General features: G+C 62.5%; 19 protein-coding genes. 13 read left to right on the top strand and 6 right to left on the bottom strand.

All coding sequences use genetic code 11. The annotated features are described in order from the left end of the window. Positions 1 to 335 precede the first annotated feature (335 nt). From BM079_RS12465 to BM079_RS16740, 6 genes are all read left to right on the top strand, one after another. On the top strand, positions 336 to 1,958 hold the full coding sequence (locus BM079_RS12465; protein ID WP_245743030.1) for a pyridoxal phosphate-dependent decarboxylase family protein: 1,623 nt from the start codon (positions 336 to 338) through the stop codon (positions 1,956 to 1,958). Between the two features lie 53 nt (positions 1,959 to 2,011). Then, a complete protein-coding gene (locus BM079_RS12460) occupies positions 2,012 to 3,355 on the top strand; it encodes a lysine N(6)-hydroxylase/L-ornithine N(5)-oxygenase family protein (protein WP_090134596.1) in 1,344 nt (447 codons plus the stop codon). 53 nt (positions 3,356 to 3,408) lie between these two features. Next, positions 3,409 to 5,949: a GNAT family N-acetyltransferase gene (locus BM079_RS12455; protein ID WP_281243961.1), complete on the top strand. Its 2,541-nt coding sequence runs from the start codon at positions 3,409 to 3,411 to the stop codon at positions 5,947 to 5,949. Between the two features lie 96 nt (positions 5,950 to 6,045). After that, positions 6,046 to 6,561 carry an RNA polymerase sigma factor gene (locus tag BM079_RS12450; RefSeq protein WP_090134594.1) on the top strand — a complete coding sequence of 172 codons (516 nt, stop codon included), beginning with the start codon at positions 6,046 to 6,048 and terminating at the stop codon, positions 6,559 to 6,561. Positions 6,562 to 6,733: 172 nt separating this feature from the next. Continuing rightward, on the top strand, positions 6,734 to 7,660 hold the full coding sequence (locus BM079_RS12445) for a siderophore-interacting protein (RefSeq protein WP_090134592.1): 927 nt from the start codon (positions 6,734 to 6,736) through the stop codon (positions 7,658 to 7,660). A gap of 206 nt (positions 7,661 to 7,866) precedes the next feature. Further along, positions 7,867 to 8,004 (top strand): hypothetical protein, encoded by a 138-nt coding sequence (locus BM079_RS16740; protein WP_175489687.1) that lies wholly within the window; start codon positions 7,867 to 7,869, stop codon positions 8,002 to 8,004. A 46-nt stretch (positions 8,005 to 8,050) separates the two neighbouring features. Here the strand turns inward: BM079_RS16740 and BM079_RS12440 are convergent, their stop codons facing one another. Then, positions 8,051 to 8,914, bottom strand: a complete 864-nt coding sequence (locus BM079_RS12440) for an HpcH/HpaI aldolase/citrate lyase family protein (RefSeq protein ID WP_090134590.1) — start codon at positions 8,912 to 8,914, stop codon at positions 8,051 to 8,053. Continuing rightward, a complete protein-coding gene (locus tag BM079_RS12435; protein ID WP_090134588.1) occupies positions 8,915 to 10,120 on the bottom strand; it encodes a CaiB/BaiF CoA transferase family protein in 1,206 nt (401 codons plus the stop codon). Between the two features lie 141 nt (positions 10,121 to 10,261). Here BM079_RS12435 and BM079_RS12430 point away from each other — a divergent pair, with 141 nt between their 5' ends. Continuing rightward, positions 10,262 to 11,179 (top strand): LysR family transcriptional regulator, encoded by a 918-nt coding sequence (locus BM079_RS12430; protein ID WP_090134585.1) that lies wholly within the window; start codon positions 10,262 to 10,264, stop codon positions 11,177 to 11,179. On the opposite strand, the gene oxlT is transcribed toward BM079_RS12430, so the two are convergent. Together oxlT and gndA are read right to left on the bottom strand one after the other, a co-directional pair. Continuing rightward, positions 11,137 to 12,426: an oxalate/formate MFS antiporter gene (gene oxlT / locus BM079_RS12425; RefSeq protein WP_090134582.1), complete on the bottom strand. Its 1,290-nt coding sequence runs from the start codon at positions 12,424 to 12,426 to the stop codon at positions 11,137 to 11,139. The genes BM079_RS12430 and oxlT overlap by 43 nt on opposite strands. A gap of 161 nt (positions 12,427 to 12,587) precedes the next feature. Continuing rightward, positions 12,588 to 14,000: an NADP-dependent phosphogluconate dehydrogenase gene (gene gndA, locus BM079_RS12420; protein ID WP_090134580.1), complete on the bottom strand. Its 1,413-nt coding sequence runs from the start codon at positions 13,998 to 14,000 to the stop codon at positions 12,588 to 12,590. Positions 14,001 to 14,403: 403 nt separating this feature from the next. Between gndA and BM079_RS12415 the strand changes: the two genes are divergently transcribed. Then, positions 14,404 to 15,165 carry a Crp/Fnr family transcriptional regulator gene (locus tag BM079_RS12415; protein ID WP_175489686.1) on the top strand — a complete coding sequence of 254 codons (762 nt, stop codon included), beginning with the start codon at positions 14,404 to 14,406 and terminating at the stop codon, positions 15,163 to 15,165. Positions 15,166 to 15,179: 14 nt separating this feature from the next. Here BM079_RS12415 and BM079_RS12410 read toward each other — a convergent pair whose 3' ends face one another. Both BM079_RS12410 and polA read right to left on the bottom strand, forming a co-directional pair. Next, positions 15,180 to 15,557 carry an META domain-containing protein gene (locus tag BM079_RS12410; RefSeq protein WP_090134576.1) on the bottom strand — a complete coding sequence of 126 codons (378 nt, stop codon included), beginning with the start codon at positions 15,555 to 15,557 and terminating at the stop codon, positions 15,180 to 15,182. A gap of 25 nt (positions 15,558 to 15,582) precedes the next feature. Continuing rightward, on the bottom strand, positions 15,583 to 18,363 hold the full coding sequence (polA, locus tag BM079_RS12405) for a DNA polymerase I (RefSeq protein ID WP_090134574.1): 2,781 nt from the start codon (positions 18,361 to 18,363) through the stop codon (positions 15,583 to 15,585). Between the two features lie 163 nt (positions 18,364 to 18,526). On the opposite strand from polA, the gene BM079_RS12400 reads away from it, so the two are divergent. The 5 genes from BM079_RS12400 to BM079_RS12380 all read left to right on the top strand — a co-directional run bounded on the left by BM079_RS12400 (position 18,527) and on the right by BM079_RS12380 (position 25,590). After that, the gene (locus tag BM079_RS12400; protein ID WP_090134572.1) at positions 18,527 to 18,811 is read left to right on the top strand and encodes a DUF2782 domain-containing protein; all 285 of its coding nucleotides are present in this window, start codon (positions 18,527 to 18,529) and stop codon (positions 18,809 to 18,811) included. A 190-nt stretch (positions 18,812 to 19,001) separates the two neighbouring features. Beyond that, entirely contained in the window at positions 19,002 to 19,946 is a 945-nt protein-coding gene (locus BM079_RS12395; protein WP_090134570.1) for a homoserine kinase, read from the top strand. Between the two features lie 226 nt (positions 19,947 to 20,172). Further along, the gene (gene speA / locus BM079_RS12390; protein ID WP_090134568.1) at positions 20,173 to 22,110 is read left to right on the top strand and encodes a biosynthetic arginine decarboxylase; all 1,938 of its coding nucleotides are present in this window, start codon (positions 20,173 to 20,175) and stop codon (positions 22,108 to 22,110) included. A 449-nt stretch (positions 22,111 to 22,559) separates the two neighbouring features. Next, positions 22,560 to 24,131, top strand: a complete 1,572-nt coding sequence (locus BM079_RS12385) for a Re/Si-specific NAD(P)(+) transhydrogenase subunit alpha (protein ID WP_090134566.1) — start codon at positions 22,560 to 22,562, stop codon at positions 24,129 to 24,131. Positions 24,132 to 24,147: 16 nt separating this feature from the next. Further along, positions 24,148 to 25,590, top strand: a complete 1,443-nt coding sequence (locus BM079_RS12380) for an NAD(P)(+) transhydrogenase (Re/Si-specific) subunit beta (RefSeq protein ID WP_090134564.1) — start codon at positions 24,148 to 24,150, stop codon at positions 25,588 to 25,590. The last annotated feature ends 83 nt before the right edge of the window (positions 25,591 to 25,673 follow it).

Here is a 25,673-nt window from a genome sequence, read left to right as displayed (position 1 = left end):
CTCCCCCTGACTCGACAAAAATACGTCGCCACTACGGCGTCAGCTTTTGGTCTTTATTTAGCGCATCCGCACAAAATAATAATTCTCATTAACAAGCGTTTGCAATTGCCTTTTCCCCTTTCAGCCGCATGATTACGCCTTTCTTCAGCGTTTACTTAATTCTTTAGGGCGTTGTTTTGCAAAGAATTGTCAATCCGGTTCAGAAAACAGGCACTTGCGCGTCTTCCTGACCGGCGCCTTAATTTAATGATTTTCATTCTCATTGATTATGCCGACGCGGCCATCTCATTGACTGACTGCGTCACGCCGCCACCCCAACTTCAGGAGGATACGTCGTGCGCTACGACACGGAGCTTGCCACAGCCATACCCTTGCGCCGCCTCGAGGCGGCGCCGGAAAACCTGCTGACCCTGTTCGGCGATCACTCTCTCGATGCCTACCGCCTGGGCATGCAGCGCTGCGTGTCACTGGTACACCACTCACTGAGCCGACACCAGCGCCCCTTCAGCGGCGTCGAGCCCGACGAGCTGCAGCCCGAATTCGACGCCATTGATCTCGACCGTCCACTCCCGAATGTCGAAGCGGGGCTCGAAGAGATTCAGCGGCTCTATCTTGATCACGCGGTCCATTTTCACAACCCGAGCTACGTCGCTCATCTCAACTGCCCGGTCACCCTGCCCTCGATTCTCGCTGAAGCGATCGCCACACCGCTCAACACTGCAGTGGAGACCTGGGACCAGAGCGCCGGTGCCACGCTGATCGAGCAGAAGCTGATCGACTGGACCACGGCGCGCATCGGCCTTGGTGACGCCGCCGATGGCGTCTTCACCAGCGGCGGGACGCAGTCCAACCTGATGGCGCTGATGATTGCCCGCGACGCGGCCTGCGCCGAGCTGCCCGGTCACGCCGGCAATCGCCACCATGGGTTGCCCGCCGATTATCGCAGGCTGCGCATTCTCACCTCCGAGGTGAGCCACTTCAGCGTGCAGAAGGCCGCCTCCCTGCTTGGACTGGGCTACGATGCCGTGATTCCGGTACCGTGTGACGATGACAAGCGCATGAGTCTTGAAGCACTACGCGCGCGCCTGGAGGACTGTCATCGTGATGCGCTGCTGCCCTTCGCCGTGGTCGCGACCGCCGGCACCACCGATTTCGGCAGCATCGATCCAATCCCCGGCATCGCCGAACTGTGCCGGTCAAGGGGCATATGGCTGCACGTGGATGCCGCTTACGGGGGTGGCCTGCTACTGTCGCGGCGCTATCGCCACTGGCTGGCCGGCATCGAACAGGCCGACTCGGTCAGCGTTGACTACCACAAGACCTTCTTCCAGCCGGTCAGCTGCAGCGCCTGTCTGGTGCGCGACCGCCGCCAGCTCGGCCACGTCACCTATCATGCCGACTACCTCAACCCACGGGACCAGGCCGACCAGGGTACCCCCGATCTGGTCAATAAAAGCCTGCAGACCACGCGGCGCTTCGATGCCCTCAAGCTCTGGCTGACCCTGCGCACGCTGGGAGCCGCCACACTGGGTGGCTATCTCGACGACGTGATCGCGCTGACGCGGCGCACTTACGCTCTGCTGCAAGAGCGCGATGATATCGACGTGCTGACAGCGCCCGCGCTAAGCACCCTGGTATTTCGCTACCGCCCCGCCGGTATCCGCGATGACGCGACCATCGAAGCGATCAACCACCACGTTCGTCACACCCTTTCGCGGCGCGGTGAAGGCGTGGTTGCCGGCACTCGAGTCGACGAATGCTTCTATCTCAAATTCACCCTGCTCAACCCGCAGACGCAAATCGAAGACATGCGCCGGCTGATCGAGCGGATCGTGGCGCATGGTGAGGCATTTGTCGCCGACCATGGCCACCTCGAGACCGCCAGCAACGCCGCCGGATACGACAGCGAAGTCGCCCCCTCGGTCATGGCCACGTTCGCGGACGCCGGCCGCACCTGAGTGCGGCAGGCCATGCCATTTGCGCGTTGATTCAACAAACCAGAGACACTTCCATGCAGAGTCGCATTCACGATTTCATCGCCATCGGGCTGGGGCCGTTCAATCTCGGCCTGGCCTGTCTGACCGACCCCATCGACGATCTCGACGGTCTGTTTCTCGAGCGGCGCTCGAGCTTCAACTGGCACCCCGGTCTGCTGCTGGAAGATGCCACGCTGCAGACACCGTTCATGGCCGATCTGGTCACGCTGGCCGATCCCACCAGCCGTTTCAGCTTTCTCAACTATCTGAAATCCCAGGGCCGGCTTTACAACTTTTATATCCGCGAACATTTCTTCCTGCTGCGCAACGAGTACAACCAGTACTGCCAATGGGTCACCACCCAACTCAGAACGCTGCGCTTCAATCGCGATGTGGAACGCGTCGAGTACAACGAGGCGGAGGGCTGCTATCACGTCCACAGCCGCGACACGATCAGTGGTGAAACGCGTCTGCATCGGGCTCGCAGGCTGGTGCTCGGCACCGGCACGGAGCCGATGATTCCTGCCTGCTGCGGCAACGATCGCGATCGCCTGGTGCATGCCTCCGAGTATCTGGAGCACAAGGCCGCGCTGCAGGCGATGCCCGCCATCACGCTTGTCGGCAGCGGCCAGAGCGCTGCAGAAATCTATCTGGATCTGCTCGAAGGCATTGACGAGCACGGCTACACCCTCAACTGGGTGACCCGCTCGCCACGCTTTTTCCCGCTGGAGTACGGCAAGCTCACCCTCGAGATGACCTCGCCGGACTACATCGACTATTTCCATGCCCTGCCACAATCGACCCGCGACCGCCTGATCCGCGAACAGAAAGGACTCTACAAGGGCATCAATCTCGATCTGATCAATGCCATCTACGACCGGCTCTACACCATGAGCCTCAATGGCCCGGTGGATACCCATCTTTTGACCTGCGCTGCGCTTGAGCAGTGCCATTACAACCCCGGGCGTCGACGCTTCGAGCTGACCTTCAGCCATACCGAGCAGGCACAACGCTTCACTCACCAGACCCAGGGGCTGATCCTGGCCACTGGCTATACGCCCCGGCTGCCGGACTTTCTGGCCCCGATCGAGCACCGCATCCACCGGGACGACGCCGGTCGGTATGTCGTCGGGCGCTACTACAGCATCAACACCCACAACGATCTCTTTGTTCAAAACGCCGAACTGCACACTCACGGGCTGGTGGCCCCGGATCTGGGCATGGCGTGCTATCGCAACGCCTGCATCATCCGGGAACTGACCGGGCGCGAAGTCTACCCGGTCGAACAAAGCTTCACGTTTCAGTCGTTCGGCACCCCGGACAACACCGTTTTTACGCCCGAGCGTGCCAGCGCCGAACGACGCCCAACGGACGCCTGACGGACGCCTGACGCCATCGGCGTAGTGACTTTTACAGACAAGGAGAGCCTTCGATGAACTCTTTTTCCACCTCACTATTTCACGCCGGTCAGCGCAGAATGTCTGCCACCCGCTCCGGCCACACCGGCGCCTTCGAGGCGCGCTTTCATCGTGACTGGTCCGGTATTGGTACGCTGTCGCTGCGACCGCTCGACCTCGAACAGGATCTTGACACCGTTCATGCCTGGGTGAGTCAGCCCGACGCCCGCTTCTGGGGCATGACCGATGACAGCCGTGACAGGGTCGGCCGCTTTTATCGCGACATGGAGGAGAGCACCGCCGCGCAGGCCTGGCTGGGGCTTCATGACGGTCAGCCCGCGTTTCTGGTCGAATGCTACGACCCGCGCCATGATCCGGTCGGCGAACAGTACACGGTACAACCTGGCGATCGCGGCATGCATTTTCTGGTCGCGCCGTTGGGGACGACCTCCGACACCCCGATCCATGGCTTCAGCCAGGCCGTGATCGATACCATCGTCGCTTTTCTGTTCAGCGACCCATCCACGCAGCGCATCGTGGTCGAACCTGACGTTGCCAACGCCCGGATTCATCCACTCAATCGCCGTGCCGGCTTCGTCTACGACCGTGAAATCCAGATTGGTGACAAAACCGCGCATCTGGCGTTCCATACACGAACCGACTTCGAAGCCACTGACCGCCGCCATCAGCGCATGAGCGCTGATCAGGCCTGCGGTCATCTCGAGCCAGGGCGCTGGGCGCGTGCCAACCGGGATCTGCTGATCAAGGCGATTGCCGAGCTTGCCCACGAACGCCTGCTGATCCCGGAGCAGGCCGTTGCACCGGACGCTGCGGGATGGGGTGAGTACCGTCTCGAAACGACATCAGTACAGTATCGCTTCCGGGCACGCCGGCTGGCACTCGATCAGTGGTGGATCGACAAGACGTCACTGGAGAAAATCGCGCAGGACACAAACGGCGCCGCTGCCGAGCTGAAGCCACTGTCAGTCGAGGCCTTTCTGCTCGAGTTTCGCGAACGCCTCGGGATCGATCCCGACAACCTGCCGACCTATCTGGAGGAGATCGCCAGTACGCTGGCCGGTATGGCCTACAAGCTGGGACGCGACCTGCCCGAGGCCGAGACTCTGGCGCTGGCCGACTTTCAGACGCTGGAGGCGGCCATGAGCGAGGGGCACCCGTGCTTCATTGCCAACAGCGGCCGCATCGGCTTCGACGCCCAGGACTATCACCGCTATGCCCCGGAAGCCGGAGCGCTCGTGCGTCCGTTGTGGCTGGGCGTCGCCCGGGCCTGTACCGACTACAGCGCCATCGACGGGCTCGATATCGAGACCCTGCTGTGCGAAGAGCTGGATGACGCCACACGAGATCGATTCACGGCCCGGCTGGAAGCGCTGGCGCTTGACCCCGCCGACTACTACTTCATGCCGGTGCATCCGTGGCAGTGGCGCCACAAGCTCGCCATCACCTTCGCCGGCGAGGTCGCCCAGCAGCGCATCGTACTGCTGGGCGAGGGCGACGACGATTACCAGCCGCAGCAGTCAATCCGCACCTGGTTCAACGCCTCGCGTCCGCAGCGCCGCTACGTCAAGTTCGCGCTCTCCATTCTCAACATGGGCTTCATGCGCGGGCTCTCGCCGCACTACATGCACGGCACGCCGGCTATCAACAGCTGGGTTCAGGGGGTGATCCACAATGATCCTGAACTGCAGGCCCGTGGCTTTGGCATGCTGCGCGAAGTGGCCACGCTCGGCTATCACCACGCCGGCTTCGAGGCGGCCTGCGACAAGCACAGCCCTTATCAGAAGATGCTCGCCTGCCTGTGGCGCGAAAGCCCCTGTGAGCAGGTGGCCGATCATCAGCGGCTGATGACCATGGCGGCGCTGCTGCACCGTGATGCCGAAGACCGCCCGCTGCTGCCGGCGCTGATCAAGGCCTCCGGGCTCGACGCGGCGACGTGGATCGACCGCTATCTCGCCGCCTACATGACACCGCTGCTGCACTGCTTCTACGCCCACGACCTGGTCTTCATGCCCCACGGTGAGAATCTGATCCTGAAGCTTGAGGATCACGTGCCGGTGGGGGCAATTCTCAAGGACATCGGCGAGGAGACCGCCATTTTCGACAACGGCCAGTCGCTGCCCGAAACAGCGCGTCGCATTGCCGTTGCCGTGCCGGAGCATCTGCGCATCCTGTCCATCTTCACTGACCTGTTCGACTGTTTCTTCCGCTTTCTGGCGCAGATTCTGGTCGAGACCAATACCCTGGAGGCGCAGACGTTCTGGGAACGGGTCGGGGCCTGTGTTGTCGATTATCAGCGCCGCCACCCGGAGCTTGCAGAGAAGTTTGCGCGATATGACCTGTTCGCGCCGACCTTCACGCTCTCATGCCTCAACCGGCTACAGCTTCGCAACAACCGTCAGATGATCGATCTGGCCGACCCGGCCGGGAATCTGCAATTCGCCGGCGAGCTGATCAACCCGATCGCCGGGTACCGTCCACAGGATCAAAAGCGCCCCGGGTGCCTGACGAGCACTTCAGGGGTGACAGACACGGCGGGAATGACCGGCGAGCCCTGAAGCGCAGGCCACCTGCCAGCCATGGCCACGACCCGTACCGGATAACCACCGAGCGTGGTTATCCGGCATTCTTGATATGGACAGTGGGTTTACACGATGCACGCAGCGACCATCGACTCGCTCTACCGTGAATATCATCAGCAGCTGATGAGCTTTCTCAAGCGCCAGCTCCCCTGCCACGAGCAGGCGGCGGATATTTGTCACGAGGTCTATCTGCGCCTGATCAGGGCCAGCGACACCCCGGCGCTCGATAATCCGCGGGCCTATCTGTTTCGCATCGCACGCAATCTGCTCACCGACCATCACCGCCGCTACGCCAATCACCTGATCGCCATCGAATCCTTCACACCAATGCTGGTGTGCCCGCGGGCCTGCCCCGAGACCGAGCTGTGCAAGCAGCAGTGTGTCCACCGCCTGAGCGAGGCGCTGTCGACGCTGCCCACACGTCAGCGTCAGGCGCTGATCTGGCACCGGATGGAGGGGCTGACCCAGCGTGAAATCGGCGAGCGGCTGGGGGTTTCCGAGCGCATGGCCGGACGCTATATCGCCCAGGCCATGACGGCCTGCCAGACCGAACTCAACGCGATCGAGCTGTCCAATGAGCCATCCTGAAGCCCGAAAAGCGCCGCCGGGTGACGGTGCCCGGCGGATCCAATGATGCAAGCGATGATGTGACAGGATTCAGAACAGCGTCACTTTTCCTGGCCGACGTCTTGAACACAAATGAGAAATATTATTATTCTTCTCCGAGCGACGCAGCCTCCTACTCCCAGGTGTTACCAACATGCCAGCAACGACGGCCTATCGGCTTTTTGACATGACGCTCAAACGACGAGAGCAGATCTCGCCGTCCATGGTGAATTTCACCTTCACGGCCGGTGATCTGGATATCGCCACGACGTTTGCGCCGGATCAGAGAGTGAAGCTCTTTTTTCCGCCATCGGATGAGGGCAGCACCGCCGGCATGGCGGCCCGATTTGCCGACGGCGAGGACTGGTACAGCGCCTATAAAAACATGGCACCCGAACAGCGTCCGCCCATGCGAACCTATACGATTCGCGCGGTCCGCCCGGAACAAAAGGAGCTGGATATCGAGTTTGTGCTGCATGGCGATACCGGCCCCGCCTCACGCTGGGCAAGCCGGGCCCGCCCGGGGGATGCCCTCTCGATCAATGCTCCCTGCATCCACTACACCGGCAAGGCCATCGGCTGCGAGTGGCGACCACCTGCCAATATCGAGCATCTGCTGCTGGTCGCGGATGAAACCGCCCTGCCCGCCGTCATGGGGATTATCGAGGAGCTTGACGAGCGTTTTGCCGATGCGCCCAAACCCCGGGTACAGGCGCTGCTCGAGGTGCCCCTGAAAGCGGACTGTCGCTGTATTCCGCAGTGGATCGACGCCGTCTGGCTGCCCCGGGAGGAGACGCGGTGCTGTCACGGCGAGGGGCTTTGCCAGGCCGTGCGCACCCTGCCTCTCAGGCAATCTTCGACGGCGTCATCCGATGCCGGCGTCGAGCCTGCCATCGATATCGATGAAGAGATCCTCTGGGAGGCGTCCGTGCCCGAATCCAGCGACAGCTTTTATGCCTGGATTGCGTCCGAATCCAAGGTCTGTCTCAACATTCGTCGCTATCTGATCGATGAGCTGGCCGTCCCCAAACGACAGGTCTCCGCCATGGGCTACTGGCGTGAGGGCAAACCCCACCCGTAGGCCATCCGGCCCCCTGCGGGCGCCCTCATGCCCGGGAATCAACCGTCGCGGTCAGGGTCAGGCATGGCGCTGGTGTCGCCCTGGCCCTTTCGACAGCCCCATGTGCTGATGCTCATGGGGCTGATGCTGTCCTGTGCCGGCTCAACCTGATCGAAGGGCTGAGGTACTTTCGCGGCCGAATCTTCTGCCTTTCCGCCAGCGCCCCCATGACCACGCCGCTGGTCTATCTATCGCTGGGAGTGTTTCTCTACTGCATGCCGCCTTGGCTGGCCGCAACCATCGCCCGGCTGGCCGCCACGGGTATGACACTGAAAAAGCGCCGCAGACCATCGAACCCGGCCTGAAGGCAGCAGACTGACCCAAAGGGCCTGCCAGCAGGTGACCGACCCATCAGGCCCCGGTGCCCCGTGATGGCCGGTCGGCGCGTGCCAGCAGCCGCCGGGCGCGCTCGATCACCGGGGCATCCACCATCTCTCCGTCGACGCGAAAGGCGCCGCCCTGAGTCTGGGCCGCCGTGACAATTTTCTGCGCCCACGCCAGCTGCTCGGCATCAGGGGTAAAGACGCGATGCACCGGACCAAGCTGGCACGGATGAATGCAGAGCATGCCACCAAAGCCCATCTGACGGGCCCGCAGCGCCATGTCATGGAGCAACGCGTCATCGTCGAGCACGGGTGATACGCCGGCCATCGGCGGGGCCAGCCCGGCCAGACGCGAGTGCAGCACCAGCTGATAGCGCGCCTGATCCAATATGGCTTCCGCCCCGGGCGTGCCGCTTTCCAGCGCCAGATCCAGCGCCAGATCCAGCGCACCGAAACTCAGCCGCTCGACGCCCTCCACGGCCGCCAGCTCGTTGATCCAGTCAAGCCCGGCGGCGCTTTCGATCAGCGGCCACAGGGGACGACCGAGCGCGGCGGCCTGCTTGAGCGGCGTGGCGAATTCGGCCTTGGATACCATGAGCGCCGTCACGCCCGCCAGCCGGGCGCACAGGTCCAGATCGGCATCGAAATGCTCGCTGCCGGGGGCATTGATGCGCACGCACAGCGAGGCCTGCGGCATCTCATCCAGACACTGCTCCAGCGCCTCTCGCGCTGCCGCCTTGTCCTCAGGCGCCACCGCGTCCTCCAGATCCACAATCACCAGATCCGCCTCGCTGGTCAGCGCCTTCGCGATGCGGTCGGGCCGGGTCGCAGGAACGAAAAGCGTCGAACGCGCCGTCCTGATACGGCTTACCGCATCGTTTGAAGCTGTCATCTACACCACTCCCCTGTCTCGCCAGTCGGCGATGGTTGTCTCGTCGTGTCCCAGTGAGATCAGGATCTCTCGGGTATGTTCACCCAGCGCCGGTATGGCGCCCATGATGGTATCAAACGCCCGGCCCTGACCGGGCGGCAGCAGCGCCGGCAGCGGCCCTACGGGCGAGGCCACCTCACGAAAACGCTGCCGGGCGGCCAGCTGCGGATGGGCCCACACGCCGGCCATGTCGTTGACATGGGCATTGGCGATGCCGGCCTGATCCAGCCGGGCCACAACCTCATCTGCCGACAGCGTCGAGAAGACGTCATTGATGACGCCATCCAGCGCCTGTCGCGCCTCGCTGCGATCGGCATTGGTGGCAAAGCGCACGTCATCCATCAGCGCCGGCCGCCTGAGCACCTCGCGGCAGAACACCTGCCATTCGCGCTCGTTCTGCAGCCCCAGCATCACGGACTGGCCGTCACCGGCGGGAAAGGGGCCGTAGGGGTAGATGGTCGAATGCGACGCGCCGGCACGCGGCGGCGGCTCGGCGCCCTCGAAGGCGTAATAGAGCGGATAGCCCATCCACTCCACGGTCGCCTCGAGCATCGAGACATCGATATGACTACCCTCCCCGGTACGCCCTCGCAGCAGCAGCGCAGCGAGAATATTGCTGTAGGCGTACATGCCGGCGGCGATATCGGCGATCGATATGCCGGCCTTGACCGGCGTGTCCCTTGTTCCGGTCTGCGATACCAGCCCCGCCTCGCTCTGGATCAGCAGGTCGTAGGCCTTTTTGGTCGTGTAGGGGCCGTCACTGCCATAGCCGGAAATATCGCAGACAATCAGACGCGGAAAGCGCTCGTGAAGCGCCTCGAACGACAGCCCCAGCCGCGCACTCGCCCCCGGACTCAGATTCTGGATCAAAACGTCGGCATCGTTTAACAGCTCAAACAGAACGTCGGCGCCCTCGTCAGCCTTCACATCCAGCGTCAGGCTTTTCTTGCCGCGGTTGGTCCAGACAAAGTGAGAGGCCAGTCCGCGAGTGCGGCGGTCATAGTGGCGGGCAAAATCCCCCGTGCCGGGGCGCTCGATCTTGATCACCTCTGCGCCCAGATCCGCCAGCTGGCGCGAGCAGAACGGCGCGGCAATGGCATGTTCCAGACTGATGACCTTCGTACCTTCCAGCGGTCCGGCAACGTGTGTAATGGCAGCCTCCGTCATGGTAACGCCTCTCCCTGTAGAGAGTCTGAGCCTGCCTGTTTTCGCGCTTCTGGAGAATTGGACTTTGCCTGACCCTGCGTTAGTCTCAGCCGAACGCCCTGTCATGCCGGCCTGACCGGCGATTCTGCTCCGGCCAATGCCATGTCCTTTGACCTGACCGATCTGCGCCTTTTCGTGCACGTGGCCGAGGCGCCCAGTCTGACCCAGGGCGCCCGCCGCGCCTGCCTCTCCACGGCTGCCGCCAGCGCCCGTATTCAGCAGCTCGAGGCGCGCCTGGGCAAGCGGCTGTTTTACCGAAGCGCGCGCGGCATGGAGCTGACCCGGGCCGGCCAGCGACTTCTGACCCATGCCCGGCGCATGCTGCGCCAGATCGATCACCTCATGCAGGACATGGCCGGCGACGATGACCACACCGGCCACCTGCGCATTCTGGCCAACACCACCGCCGTCACCGAACTGATGCCCGCCGTGCTGGGTAATTTCCTGGCCGCACGGCCGCATCTGACCATCGACCTGCGCGAGCGCCTCAATCATGAGGTCATCCGCGGCGTGGAGCAGGGCAGCGCCGACATGGGGATCGTGGCCGGGCCGGTCAGCACTCTCGAGCTTGAACGCTATCACTTCAGCACCGACCGGCTGGTATTGATTACCGCGCCCGATCATCCGCTGGCGCAGCGCCAGAGCGTGGTACTGGAGGACATGGTGGAGGATTTTCACGTGGGCCTGCCGGATACCAGCAGCCTCATGCAGTTTCTGACCCGCCGGTTTCAGGGCGTTGGCGCACAGTTGAAGCTGCGGGTGCAGGTCGCCAGCTTCGAGGCAATCTGTCGGCTGGTGGCATCAAACGTCGGCATTGGCGTCATTCCCGAATCCGCCGCACTGCGTCACCGCCAGCTCATGACGCTGGCGCTGGTGCATATCGACGCCCCCTGGGCGGTACGCGAACGCAGTGTGATAGTGCGTGATACCGCCACCCTGCCCGGTGGCGGCATGGCGTTGATCGAAGCGCTGAAGCATTATGGCTGGCGCACTGGAGAGGTCGCAGACAGCCAGCGTTGACGCAGGGGTTTGAGCAGCATCAGCGCCACCAGACCGGTAGCAATATCAAAGCTGATGGCAACCGAGAACACCGGCAGCCAGCTGCCGCTCGTTTCATATAACAGTGCCGCCGCCGGCCCGCCAATGATCGAGCCAATCCCCTGAGCCATGTAGAGAAAACCATAATTGGTGGTGGCATGGCGAGTGCCAAAGGTATCGGTCAGCGTGGCCGGAAACAGCGAAAAGATTTCGCCCCAGCCCAGAAAGACAATGCCCGACAGCAGTACAAACAGTACCGGGTTACTGCTGGTGGCCAGCCAGACCATCATGGCGACCCCTTCAAGAATGAAGGCCAGCGCCATGGTGTTCTCACGCCCCCAGCGATCAGAGATCCAGCCAAACAGCGGACGGGTCACGCCGTTGCAGACGCGATCAAGCGTCAGTGCCAGCGGCACGGCGGCCATGCCCATGACAGTCACGCCGGCCACGCCAAAATCGGCGGCAAAGCTCGACATCTGAGAGATCACCATGAGCCCCGAGGTCGACATCATCGTGAACATCACAAACATTAGCCAGAAGATCGGATGTTTAAGCATCTGTGCCGGACGGGTCTGCGGGGATCTGGCGGTCTGCACCTTCGAGGCCGGGCGCCGGCCTGCCAGCTCGGCCGGCGGCATTTTCAGACACATCGCAGCACTCATGCCGACAAGCGCAATGCCGATACCAAAAAGGGTCAACGTGGCTTCAAGCCCGGTGCCATCAAGGCGTACGCTGATCGGTAGCGTGGTCAGCATGGCCCCGAAACCGTAGCCGGCCGCCACCGCGCCCACGGCCAATCCACGTCGATCCGGAAACCAGCGCACCATCAGCCCTACCGTGCCGATGTAGACGATTCCCGTGCCCAGTCCGCCCAGCACGCCGTAGGTCAGATACAGCCCGGCAAGCGTGGTGGTCTGCGCCGCCAGCACCCAGCTGACCCCGGTTGCCAGGGCACCGACAGCCACCAGCCGACGCACGCCAAAGCGGTCCACCAGAAAGCCCTGCAGCGGCGCAAGGAAGGTTTGCAACACGATCAGCAGCGAAAAGGTGATCTGGAGTCGAGACAGCGGCACGTCCAGACGCTCGGTCAGCGGCCCGGTAAACAGGGTCCAGACATACTGCGGGCTCGAAATGGCCATCATGCATACCACGGCCGCTATCAGCTGATACCAGCGCGCGGCAAGGGCCCTTGAGGCCACGGTAGAGGTCGCAACGGTAGAACTGCTCATGGCATGGCTCCCTGAAGATGAATCGTTATCTTCAGCCAGCAATAAGCATGCCAGTTCCCATCGACAGAACGGCAACAGCTCTGGCGGCGCCATCCCGAGGCCCGATACGAAAAAACCCCGCGCCGGGCGCGGGGTTTTGGTGCATCAAATGGCGGCGACGCTTACTTTTCGAGCCACTCGGTGTGAAATACGCCGTCGCGATCAAGGCGCTTGTAAGTGTGGGCACCGAAGAAGTCACGCTGGGCCTGAACCAGATTGGCCGGCAGCTTCTCGGCGCGATAGCTGTCGTAGTAGGCCACGGCAGACGAGAAAGTCGGGACCGGAATGCCGTTTTGCACCGCATGGCTGATCACGTCGCGCAGCGACTGCTGGTAGCGATCGGCGATGTCGGAGAAGTACGGCGCCATCAGGAGATTCGACAGATCCGGCGTCTCTTGGTAGGCATCGGTGATCTTCTGCAGGAAACGGGCACGGATGATGCAGCCGGCGCGGAAGAGCTTGGCCACCTGGCCGTAGTCGAGGTTCCAGTCGTAGTGGTCGCTTGCCGAACGCATCTGGGCAAAGCCCTGGGCGTAGGAGGCGATCTTGCTGAAATAAAGGGCCTGACGCACCTTCTCGATGAACTCGGCGCGATCGCCTTCAAAGGGCTTGTCGGCCGGCCCCTTGAGAACCTTCGATGCCGCCACGCGCTCTTCCTTGAGAGAGGAGATAAAGCGGGCAAAGACGGATTCGGTGATCAGCGGCAGCGGCACACCCAGATCCAGCGCGCTCTTGCTGGTCCATTTGCCGGTGCCCTTCTGGCCGGCCGAGTCGAGAATCGTGTCGACCACGTACTCGCCGCTCTCGTCACGCTTTCTGAAGATGCGGGCAGTGATGTCGATCAGGTAGCTGTCGAGCTCGCCCTCGTTCCACTCGGAGAAGACATCGGCCAGCTCGTCGTTGGAGAGTCCCAGACCGTCCTTGAGGATGGCGTAGGCTTCGCTGATGAGCTGCATGTCGCCGTATTCGATGCCGTTGTGCACCATCTTGACGTAGTGACCGGCACCGTCGGGCCCGACATAGTTGACGCAGGGCTCACCGTCTTCGGCGCGCGCGGCGATCTTTTCAAGAATCGGCGCCACCATGTCATAGGCTTCACGCTGGCCGCTGGGCATGATCGAGGGCCCCTTGAGCGCGCCCTCTTCACCACCGGAAACGCCGGTGCCGATAAAGTTCAGACCCGCCTCGGAAAGCTCGCGGTTACGACGAATGGTATCCGGGTAGTAGGTGTTGCCCCCGTCGATCAGGATATCGCCCTGGTCCAGATACGGCTTCAGCGACTCGATGGTCCGGTCGGTAGCCTCACCGGCCGCGACCATCAAAAGGATGCGGCGCGGCTTTTCCAGAGACGCGACGAACGTCTCGATATCGTAAAACGGGACCAGCTTGCTGTCGGGATTTTCCGCCAGCACTTCGTCGGTTTTCTCAGAGGAACGGTTATAGATCGACACCGTATAGCCACGGCTTTCGATGTTGAGCGCCAGATTGCGCCCCATTACTGCCATTCCCATGACACCAATCTGTTGTCTGGTCATTGCCTTTTACTACTCCAGCAGTCATTGAACTACGACGCGCGGTTTGTACCTGCCTGCGCGCCATGATGCCCCGCACGGGGATGGACAGCATGCTGTCGACCGGCGAATGTGCCACGCCAATGGGGTGGCAGGCCAGTCTGGCAGAGCGTGCGACGATTGTCCCTGTCCGTCGGCGGCTAAAATTGCGCCCAGGTGATCATTTCATCGCACCCTGGCACCTCGAAAGTGGTGAAGCCCGGTGACATGCGCCATGCTCAGGGTACGCTCTGAAATTAGAAATGCTAATAAATACACCCTAATGACCGGGCAGGCTCATAACAATAAGCCCGTTTCTCTCGTGATGGCGAGAGGCGGCGCTGGTAGAGCACCATTCACACGAGGGCCGACACCGCGGGAGATAACGATGGGGCATGGCTGTATCGTTGAAAACTTCAGCAATCTGATTTCACTCAGCGACCATGAGAAGGCAATACTGGGGCATCTGGAAAACGACGCCAGAGCCGTCAGGCGCCACGAGAGCCTGTGGCATTTTCGCGAACGCACGCAGACCCTCTATACGCTGCAGGAAGGCTGGGCCTACGCCTACAAGATCTCGCTGATGGGCGAGATGAAGGTTGTCGAGATCTTTACCCCGGGCGATATCATCGGGCTGCGCGACTTTACCTTCGGCCGCCATCTGACCGATGTCCGCATGATGACCGATGGCACCGTCTGCGCCTTTCCCTATCGCTATATTCTGGACGCCTGTCAGCAGTCGCGGGCGCTGTCGGCAGCGTTTTTTGCCACCGCCTCGCGCGACCAGGCGCTGATGACCGAGCGCGTGGCAAGCCTCATGCACTGCAGCGCCCGGATGAAGATCGCCCACTTCATCATCGAAATGTATCTGCGGTTGAAGCACACCAGCCCCGACATGGACCAGCGCTTTGAATTCCCCATGAATCAGAAGCTCATGGCGAGCCTGCTGGGACTGACCAGCGTGCACGTCAGCCGCATGCTCGGCGAGCTGGCCCGTGACGGCATGGTCAAAAAGCAGCGCCGCATGCTGGAAATCCTCGATTACGACCGCCTTTATCGCGAAGCGCAGTTCGACGAAACCTACATTCAGCTCGATCTGAGCCACATGCTTGAAGACGGCGCCGCCGAAGATACGGCGCCGATGGGCTGATCCATGCGGGCGCCCTACTGCATGGGTACCCGTTCGATGACCATCTGCTGCGACTCGCCTTCAAGGCGCCACACATCGTTATCGCCCTGAATCAGACGCGGCTCGCTTTCCAGAAAATCGATCAGGGCCTGATCGCCGTTTTGCTGCCCGGGGCAGGCCATGCGGGTCGAGGCCAGATGCCCGACGATCAGCCGGCCGTTGTCGACGTGTGCCGGACCAGATATCCGGTTGCAGCCACCGCTGCCGCTGACCCGATGGCCGTCAAAACTGAGCGAGGCCTGCTCAAGCACGGCGTCACTGTCGGAGGCCTCCTGAGGCGACGCCCCCTGACCGGTGCATCCGGCCAGACCCGCCGCGAGCAGTGTCGCGGCCATGGCCTGTCTGATCATCATGTGGGACTCCCTGCCGAATCCGGCATCAGTGCGCCTCTTCCCAGTTGTCACCGTGGCCGGCCTCGACAATCAGCGACACGTCGAGCTGGCCGGCCCCCTGCATGCGCGTGACCACCTCGGCCTTGAAGGCCTCGACCTGTTCACGACGCACCTCAAAGATCAGTTCGTCATGCACCTGCATGACCATTTTGGCGTCAAATTCACCGCTACGCAGCCAGGTATCCACATCGATCATGGCGCGTTTGATGATATCGGCTGCCGTGCCCTGCATCGGCGCGTTGATGGCGGTACGCTCGGCCGCCTGACGACGGGCATGATTGCGCGAGCTGATTTCAGGCACATACAACCGCCGCCCGAACACGGTTTCAACGTACCCCTTCTCGGCCGCCTCGGCGCGAATGCGCTCCATGTAGCGCGCCACACCCGGGTAGCGATCAAAGTAGCGCTCGATCCAGGTTTTGGCATCGCGCTGCTCGACCCGCAGCTGACGCGCCAGCCCCCAGGCGCTCATGCCGTAGATCAGTCCGAAGTTGATCGCCTTGGCGCTGCGGCGCTGATCACTTGTGACCTTTTCAAGCGAAGTGCCAAAGACTTCGGCGGCGGTCGCGGTATGAATGTCGCGGTCCTCGGTAAAGGCCGTGAGCAGACTCTCGTCACCGGAAAGATGCGCCATGATGCGCAGCTCGATCTGCGAGTAGTCCGCAGCGACCAGCTGATAGCCGGGCGTGGCCACGAAGGCGGTACGAATACGGCGGCCAATGTCGCTTCGAATCGGAATGTTCTGCAGATTGGGATCGCTGGACGACAACCGCCCGGTTGCCGTGACGGCCTGATGGTAGCTGGTATGAATACGCCCGGTCGTGGCGTTGATCAGTTGCGGCAGTTTGTCGGTGTAGGTCGACTTGAGCTTGGATAGCCCGCGATGCTCCATGATGACCTTCGGCAGCGGATAATCCAGTGCCAGCTCTTCGAGCACGGCTTCGGCCGTCGACGGCGCCCCCTTGGGGGTTTTCTTGATAACCGGAATCTTCTGCTCCTCGAACAGAATCTCGCCGAGCTGCTTGGGAGAACCAAGATTGAACTCGCGCCCGGCCAGTTCGAACGCATCTCGCTCAAGCTCGGTCATGCGCTCACCCAGTGATCGGCTCTGCTCGCCCAGAAGCCGGGTATCCACTGCCACGCCGGTGCGCTCCATGCGTGTCAGCACGGCAATCAGCGGCAGCTCGAGCGTGTCGATGACTTCGGCCAGACGCCCCTCCTGCGCCAGTCGCGGGCGCAGATGAGCATGCAGGCGCAGGGTGACATCAATGTCCTCGCAGGCATATTCCACCGCCTGCTCAAGCGCGACCTGATTGAAGGTCAGCTGTTTGGCCCCCTTGCCGGCAATCTCCTCGAACGAGATGGTGCGATGCCCCAGATAGGCCTGGGCCAGCGAATCCATGTCATGACGCGTGGCGGTGGAGTTGAGCACGTAGGATTCAAGCATGGTGTCCATCAGCGCCCCTTCCACGCCAATGTCATAGCGCGCCAGCACCTCGATATCGTATTTCAGGTTCTGGCCGATCTTGCCGATCGAAGCGTCTTCCAATAGCGGCTTGAGCGCCGCCAGCACAGCGTTGCGATCCAGTTGATCCGGCGCATCGAGATAGTCGTGCGCCACCGGCACATAAACCGCCTCACCCGGCGTGATACCAAGACCGATACCGACGATCTCGGCGTCCATATAGTTGAGGCTGGTGGTTTCCAGATCGAAGCAGAAGGCGTCGCTTCGTTTTAACCGCTCGATCCAGTGATCGAAATCGTCCTGCTCGAATACGGCGCGATAGTCGCGCTGCTCGCTCGTCATGGCCGAGGTGTCTTCAGTGGCATCGCCGCTGTCGAGATCGCCTTCGCCGGCCGGCACGTCGGGAGAAGGCTCGCCGGTACTGCCGCCTTCCAGCAGCTCGTTGAGCCAACCCTTGAACTCCAGGCGCTGATAGAGCGACAGCAGGGCCTCGCGATCGGGGTGAGCAATGTCCAGTCCATCCAGACCGACCGGCAGCTCGCAGTCGGTACGAATGGTGGCAAGCCTGTAGGAGAGAAAGGCCTGTTCGCGATTGTCCTCGAGCTTTTTGGGCATCGATTTAGCGCCGCGAAAGGTCAGCGTCTTCACCCGTTCGAGATCACCATAAATGGTGTCGAGCCCACCGCCCATGCCGGTCAGAAGCGCCAGTGCGGTCTTCTGCCCGACCCCCGGCACGCCAGGGATGTTGTCGACGCTGTCGCCCATCAGGGCCAGATAGTCGATGATCAGATGCGGCGGAATACCGAACTTCTCTTCGACACCGGCCACATCCAGCGTTTCATCCTTCATGGTGTTGACCATGGTGATGTGTTCATTGACCAGCTGTGCCATGTCCTTGTCGCCGGTCGAGATGATCGCATCGCGTCCGGCCTCGGTGGCCATGCGCGCCAGCGTCCCGATCACATCATCAGCCTCGACGCCCTCGATGCACAAAAGCGGCAGGCCAAGCGCCCGCACGCACTCGTGCAGCGGCGCGACCTGGGCGCGCAGTTCATCGGGCATCGGCGGGCGATGAGCCTTGTACTGTTCAAAGAGCTCATCGCGAAAGGTCTTGCCCTTCGCATCAAAGACCACCGCCATGGGACTTTCGGGATACTGACGGATGAGGCTTTTGAGCATGGAGACGACGCCGCGCACGGCACCGGTCGGCTCGCCGGTCGAGGTCGACAGGGGCGGCAGGGCATGAAAGGCGCGGTACAGGTAGGCAGAACCGTCCACAAGGACGATCGGGGCAGCGGCCATGGAAGCTCCAGCAAATGACTCGAATATGGCCTCATGATACGCAAGCCTTGCGGCGCCGTCAGTGTTGACAGCATCGTCCCGACCGCAACGTCGGAAGGCTGCTATTTGCCCTCGTGGGCTTTACACTATGCAACACTCAGGACACCCCTTACTGGAGGTCATCATGGTGACTGGACGAATGCTGCCGGCCCTGGTGCTGATCGCACTGCTGGCGCCAGGTGTCATGTCTACCGCGGCGCTGGCCGCCTCGCAGGGCGAGATCACGACCCGACAGGACGGCGAGCGCACCGTACGAGAATATCGCGTTGACGGCAGGCTTTATGCCATCGAAATCATCGACAACGGCCAGCGCCGGGTGCTGCTGGACGGTGACGGCGACGGCAACTTCCGCCGCCAGAGCGCGGATACCGAGATCGTGCCGCCGGCATGGACCCGGGAGTCGACCTGAAGAAACGCCTGTCACCATTGCAGGCAGAATATGGCATTTCGGTGATAGACTTCCGCGCTGCGCGATGTCTGCCAGGGCGCGGGACGATCCGCGATCGAACCCTGGACATCTCATGGTCGCCGTCCCGACGCCGGGACGCGGCGTTTGTTACCCAGCACGGTGAGCGCCTCCACAGCGCGCCAGGAGCAACATGGCGGTTTTTACTCCCTTGAGCGATGAACAGGTCGCTCATTTTCTGGAAGGTTACGATGTCGGCACCCTGCAGACGCTCGAGGGCGTGGCGGGCGGCACCGAAAACAGCACCTTTCTCGTCACGACCGATCGGCAGGCGCTGATACTCACCCTGTTTGAACAGGGTGAGCAGGAAGAGCTGCCCTTTTTCGTCGATCTTCTGGCCTGGCTGGATCAGCATCAGCTGCCGGTGCCGGGACCGCTGTTTGACCAGCGCGGCGTGGCCCTTCAGCAGCTGGCCGGTCGCCCGGCGCTGCTGTTCCCCCGCATGCCCGGCAGCCACCCGGAAGCGCCGAGCATCGCCCAGTGCCGTGCCATCGGTGACGTGCTGGGCCGGATGCACCATATCTCTCAGGGGTTTCAGGGCAGCCGCCCCAATCCGCGCGATCTGCGCTGGATACACGCCGTTCACTCCCGGGTCATGAGCTATCTGGGCAGCGATGACCAGCGCCTGATCCGTGACAGCATCGACACGCTCGACTGCCGCCTGCGGGACGTCGTACTGCCCCAGGGCGCCCTGCATGGCGACCTCTTTCGTGACAACACCCTTTACGAAGGCGATCAGCTCGGCGGCGTGATCGATTTCTACAACGGCTGCACCGGCGATCTGCTGTTTGATCTGGCCATCGTGATCAACGACTGGTGCAGCGACGAGCAGGGCCTGCTGATCAAGGCGCGCTACGACGCCATTATCGAGGCCTACGCCCGCGAGCGCCTCTTCACCGATCAGGAGCGCCGGGTCTGGCCTGCCATGCTGGCACTGACCGCCCTGCGCTACTGGCTCTCCCGGCTGCTGGTGGTTTATGTCGATCCGCCCGCTCATGCCCTGACGCCCAAGGACCCGGCCCAGTATCGACAGATTCTGAAGGCGCGCATCGACCATCCCCCGGCCGCGCTGCCCTGAGTCCGGCCCTGCGATACCGGCACCCGCCGGTATCGTCTTCATCCCCGGCCGGATACGCCCGATATCCGTCAGAGCATACTGATATCCTCTACCCCGCCCATCTGCCCCTGGCAGGACAAAGGCGTTAGAATGCGCGCCGGGCAGCACTGGCTGCCCCTGTCCCGTATGACTACCCTGTCTGACCCACAGGATGTCGTTTGCGGCCACTGCTGACCGGAGCCTGCCCATGTCCAACGCGTCACCCGTCACCGCCCATACTCACGCCCAGTCCGAAGCCCGCCGCACCTATAATATCGATCAGTGGGGGAGCGGCTACTTTGATGTCAGCGAAGACGGTCTGGCCGTGGTGCGCCCGTTTGGCGACGCCGACAGCCAGCAAAGCCCCTCCCTGCCCCTGAAGGGGCTGGTGCAGAAGCTGCAGGAGGCCGGACTGCGTCTGCCGACGCTGGTGCGCTTTACCGATATTCTTCATGACCGGGTCGAGCAGCTGTGTCAGGCCTTTGACATGGCCATCGACGAGCTCGAGTACGAGGGCCGCTATACGGCGGTCTATCCGATCAAGGTCAACCAGCAGCGCCGCGTGGTGGAAGAGCTTCTGGCCACGCCCGAACGCGGCCGTGGCCGGGTGGGGCTGGAAGCCGGCAGCAAGCCGGAGCTGCTTGCCGTACTGGCGCTCTCTTCGGAGACTACCTCGACGATCGTCTGCAACGGCTACAAGGACCGCGAATACGTACGCCTGGCGCTGATGGGCGAAAAACTCGGCCACCGCGTCTTTCTGGTGGTGGAAAAGCAGGCCGAGCTGGAGCTGATCATGGAGGAGGCCGAACGCCTTGGCGTCATGCCGCGTATCGGCGTTCGCGCGCGACTCTCCTCGGTCGGCAAGGGCAACTGGGAGAGCACCGGCGGCGACAAGTCCAAGTTCGGTCTGACCGCTCGCCAGATTCAGCACGTGGTCGATCATCTGCGCGCGCGTGGCCGGCTGGACTCCCTGCAGCTGGTGCATTTCCATCTCGGCTCGCAGATCGCCAACATTCGTGACATCCAGCGCGGCCTGCGCGAATGCACCCAGTTCTACAAGAGCCTGCGCGACGTCGGCGCCCCGGTCGCCGTGGTGGATGTCGGTGGCGGCCTGGGCGTGGACTATGAAGGCACCCGCTCGCGCAGCTACTGCTCGACCAACTACTCCATGGCCGAATACGCCAACAACGTGGTCGGCGCCTTCTCGCAGCTGTGCCAGAGCATGGACCTGCCACATCCGGACATCATTTCCGAGTCAGGCCGGGCGCTGACCGCCCACCATGCGGTGCTGATCACCAACGTGATCGATGAGGAGCGCCACGAGGTCAGTCTGCCCGAGCGCGGCCATCACGACGGCGACACCCATCTTGACGTGCTGTGGCAGACCTGGGACTGGCTGGCCGAACCGGCCGAGCCGCGTCTGCTGGTCGAGTACTACCACGATCTGTATCAGGCCATGGTCGACGTTCAGGATCGCTTCGTGCTGGGCAGCGCCAGCCTGGCGATTCGCGCCGAGGCCGAGGCGATCTTCACCGCCGCCTGCAAGCGTCTGCGCGTCCGACTCGACGGTCGCAACCGGGCCCATCGCGAGATTCTCGACGAACTTGATGAAAAGCTGGCCGACAAGCTGTTCGTCAACTTCTCGCTGTTCCAGTCCCTGCCCGACGTCTGGGGCATCGATCAGATCTTCCCGGTGCTGCCGCTGTCCAATCTGGATCAGCCGCCGACCCGCCGTGGTGTGATTCAGGACATCACCTGCGACAGCGACGGGCGCATCGAACGCTACGTCGACGGCCAGGGCGTGGAGAGCACCCTGCCGCTACCGGAGTGGAAGGCCGGCGAGGAGCGCCTGCTGGGGCTGTTTCTGGTCGGCGCCTATCAGGAGATTCTGGGCGATCTGCACAACCTGTTCGGCGATACCGACTCCATCGACGTCAGCCTGAACGACAATGGCGAGTGGCAGCTGGGCACGCCCATCGTCGGTGATAGCGTCGCCAACGTGCTGCGCTACGTGAACTTCGATCCGGATCGCCTGCGCAGTCGCTTCCAGCGCCAGCTGCTGCGCAGCGATATCTCGGGCCGCGAGCGCGAAATGTTTCTCGAAGAGCTTGAAGCCGGCCTTGAGGGCTACACCTACCTGGAATAGACACGCCGCCTGTATCTCTGCACCGCCCGTCCGGATATTGATGTCCGGGCGGGACGCCCGCTTTCCAACGTCCTTTCGTTATCGCCATCTTCTCCCTGCCGCCGTCCTGTCCATGACGCCGCCCTGTCCATTCAGCAGTCTTTTTATTCAGCAGCCCTACCTGTGCCGTTCTGCCCTTTGCACGTGACAGATGCCGCCCCGACCCGGTCCTCTGTGCCGTCAACGCGTCATTCCTGCCGTGGAAACGACGTCGATTGTTCACTCGACGACTCGCCCTTCGTTTATTAACCAAAGGTCGAACGGCTTTTTGGTAATTGCCATGCGAGCCTAATCGGTTTGAGCAGGGGGGCGGTCGCTGTCACGCGATCTGCTGTCACGACAGGCGGGCCCTTTATCAACGCCGATAATGAAAGTGCGTGGCCCGGCGTCATCATCAGGGGAGAACACGAGTGAAGATAGGCGCACCAAAGGAAAGCGCTCGGGGCGAGGCGCGGGTCGCGCTGACCCCGGAGAGCGCGAAGCAGCTGCAGAAGCTGGGACATGAGTGCCTGGTGGAAACCGGCGCGGGCATCGGTGCCGGCTTTGCCGATGAGGCCTATCGCGAGGCCGGCGTCAGCGTGGTGGATGATGCCGCCACGCTCTGGCGCGATGCCGAGGTGGTCATCAAGGTACGCGAGCCTTCCGAGTCGGAGGCCGAGCGCCTGCACAAGGGCCAGACCCTGATCTCGTTTTTCTGGCCCGCCCAGAACGAGGCCATGCTGAAAAAGTGTCAGGCGACGGGGGCCACCGTCATTGCCATGGACATGGTGCCGCGCATCTCGCGGGCGCAGAAGATGGATGCGCTCTCCTCCATGGCCAATATCGCCGGCTACCGTGCGGTGATCGAGGCAGGCAACAACTTTGGCCGCTTCTTTACCGGTCAGGTCACCGCCGCAGGCAAGGTGCCACCGGCCAAGGTGCTGGTCATCGGCGCCGGCGTGGCAGGCCTTGCCGCCATCGGCACCGCCACGAGCCTGGGTGCTGTGGTGCGCGCCTTTGACGTGCGCCCGGAAGTCTCCGAGCAGATCGAGTCGATGGGGGCCGAATTCCTGTTTCTCGATTTCGACAACGACCAGGACGGCTCGGAAAGCGGTGGCTACGCCGCACCCTCGAGCCCCGAGTTCCGTGAAAAGCAGCTCGAGTGCTTCCGCGAGCAGGCCGCGGACGTCGACATCGTCATTACCACCGCGCTGATTCCCGGCAGGCCCGCGCCGAAGCTGTGGCTCGAGGACATGGTCGCGTTGATGAAGCCCGGCTCGGTGGTCATCGATCTCGCCGCCGAGAAGGGCGGCAACTGCGATCTGACCCGCGCCGACGAGCGCGTGGTGAGTGATAACGGCGTGATCGTGGTTGGCTATACCGACTATCCCTCGCGCATGGCGACCCAGTCCTCGCTTTTGTACGCCACCAACATTCGCCACATGCTGACCGATCTGACGCCGGAGAAGGATGGCGTGATCAATCACAACATGGACGATGACGTGATTCGCGGTGCGACCGTCACCCATCAGGGCGAGATCACCTTCCCGCCACCGCCGCCGAAGGTGAAGGCGATCGGGGCATCCAGCCCCAAACCGAAGGAGAAGGAGCCCACCGCAGAAGAAAAGCGCGCGTCTGATGCCGCCACGTTCAAGTCGCAGACCAAACGCCAGGTGGGCATGCTGGCCATCGGCGGTGCATTGATGCTGCTGCTCGGTGAGGTCGCACCAGCGTCGTTCATGCAGCATTTCATCGTCTTCGTGCTGGCCTGCTTCATCGGCTTCCAGGTGATCTGGAAGGTCAGTCACTCGCTGCATACGCCGCTGATGGCGGTCACCAATGCGATCTCCGGCATCATCGTGCTGGGGGCGGTGCTGCAGATCGGTTCCGGCAGCGTGATCGTCAGCATTCTGGCAGCGATTTCGGTGCTGATCGCGACCATCAATATCGTGGGTGGCTTCCTGGTGACACGCCGGATGCTCGCCATGTTCCAAAAATCCTGAGCGGCCGGAAAACAACATGTTGAGTCAAGGATTCGTAGCGGCCGCGGCGATCGCGGCAAGTGTTCTTTTTATCCTGTCACTGGGCGGTCTGAGCAATCAGGAAAAGGCCAAGCGCGCTGTCTGGTACGGCATTATCGGCATGGCCGTGGCCGTCTTTTTCACCGCCTTCGGCCCCGGTATCGGCGGCTACTGGCTGATGATTCCGATGATCATCATCGGCGCGGTGATCGGCGCCCGCCTGGCACGTCGAGTCGAGATGACCGAAATGCCTCAGCTGGTAGCGGCGCTGCACAGCTTCGTGGGTCTGGCGGCCGTCTTTGTGGCCTGGAGTGCCGATCTGGAGCGTCGCCGGGTGCTGGCCGCCCGCGCCGCCGATGGCGTCATGCAGGACTTCTCGGCGTTTGCCGCCCTGGTGGCGCACAAGGCGCCGGATGAGCTGGCGTTTCTGCAGGTCGAGGTGGTGCTGGGCATCTTCATCGGTGCGGTGACGTTTACCGGTTCGGTGATCGCCTTTGGCAAGCTGGCCGGCAAGGTGGATGGCAAACCGCGTCAGTTCCCCGGTGGCCATTGGCTCAACGCCGGCGCTGCCGTGCTTTCTCTGCTGCTGGCCATCCTCTATCTCAACGGCGCCGGCTTCTGGACGCTGCTGGTGCTGGCCGCCCTGGCGTTTTTCATCGGCTATCACCTGATCATGGGCATTGGCGGTGCCGACATGCCGGTCGTGGTCTCGATGCTCAACAGCTACTCCGGCTGGGCGGCGGCGGCCATCGGCTTCACGCTCTCCAATGATCTTTTGATCGTGACCGGCGCGCTGGTGGGCTCCTCGGGGGCGATTCTCTCCTACATCATGTGCAAGGCGATGAACCGCAACTTCGTCAACGTCATCCTTGGTGGCTTTGGCGGCACCCAGGGCCCGGCGGCGGAGATCGAAGGCGAGCAGATCGCCATCGATGCCAATGGGGTGGCAAGTGCTCTGAATGATGCCGACAGCGTCATCATCGTGCCGGGCTACGGCATGGCGGTGGCTCAGGCGCAGACCGCCGTCAGCGATCTGGTGCGCAAGCTGCGCGCGGCCGGCAAGGAGGTGCGCTTTGCCATTCACCCGGTCGCCGGACGTCTGCCGGGCCACATGAACGTACTGCTGGCCGAAGCCCGTGTGCCCTACGACATCGTGCTGGAGATGGACGAGATCAACGACGATTTCGCCTCGACCGACGTGGTGATCGTCATCGGCTCCAACGACATCGTCAATCCGGCCGCGCAGGAAGATCCCAACAGCCCGATCGCCGGCATGCCGGTACTCAAGGTCTGGGAAGCCAAGCAGGTGTTCATTTCCAAGCGCGGTCAGGGCACCGGCTATTCCGGCATCGAGAATCCGCTGTTTTACAAGGAGAACAGCCGGATGTTCTACGGCGATGCCCGTGAAAGCCTCACGGCCCTGCTGCCGATGGTGGACTAGCGTGACGCTGCCCCGACCCTCGGTCGGGGCAACGCGGCCGGTCAATGAGGCGTGATCGCGGACAAACGCTCGCGATTCTGGAA

Origin of the sequence: Kushneria avicenniae (assembly GCF_900112585.1) — a bacterium.
Taxonomy (GTDB): domain Bacteria; phylum Pseudomonadota; class Gammaproteobacteria; order Pseudomonadales; family Halomonadaceae; genus Kushneria; species Kushneria avicenniae.
This window is presented reverse-complemented; position numbering and strand designations above follow the sequence as displayed.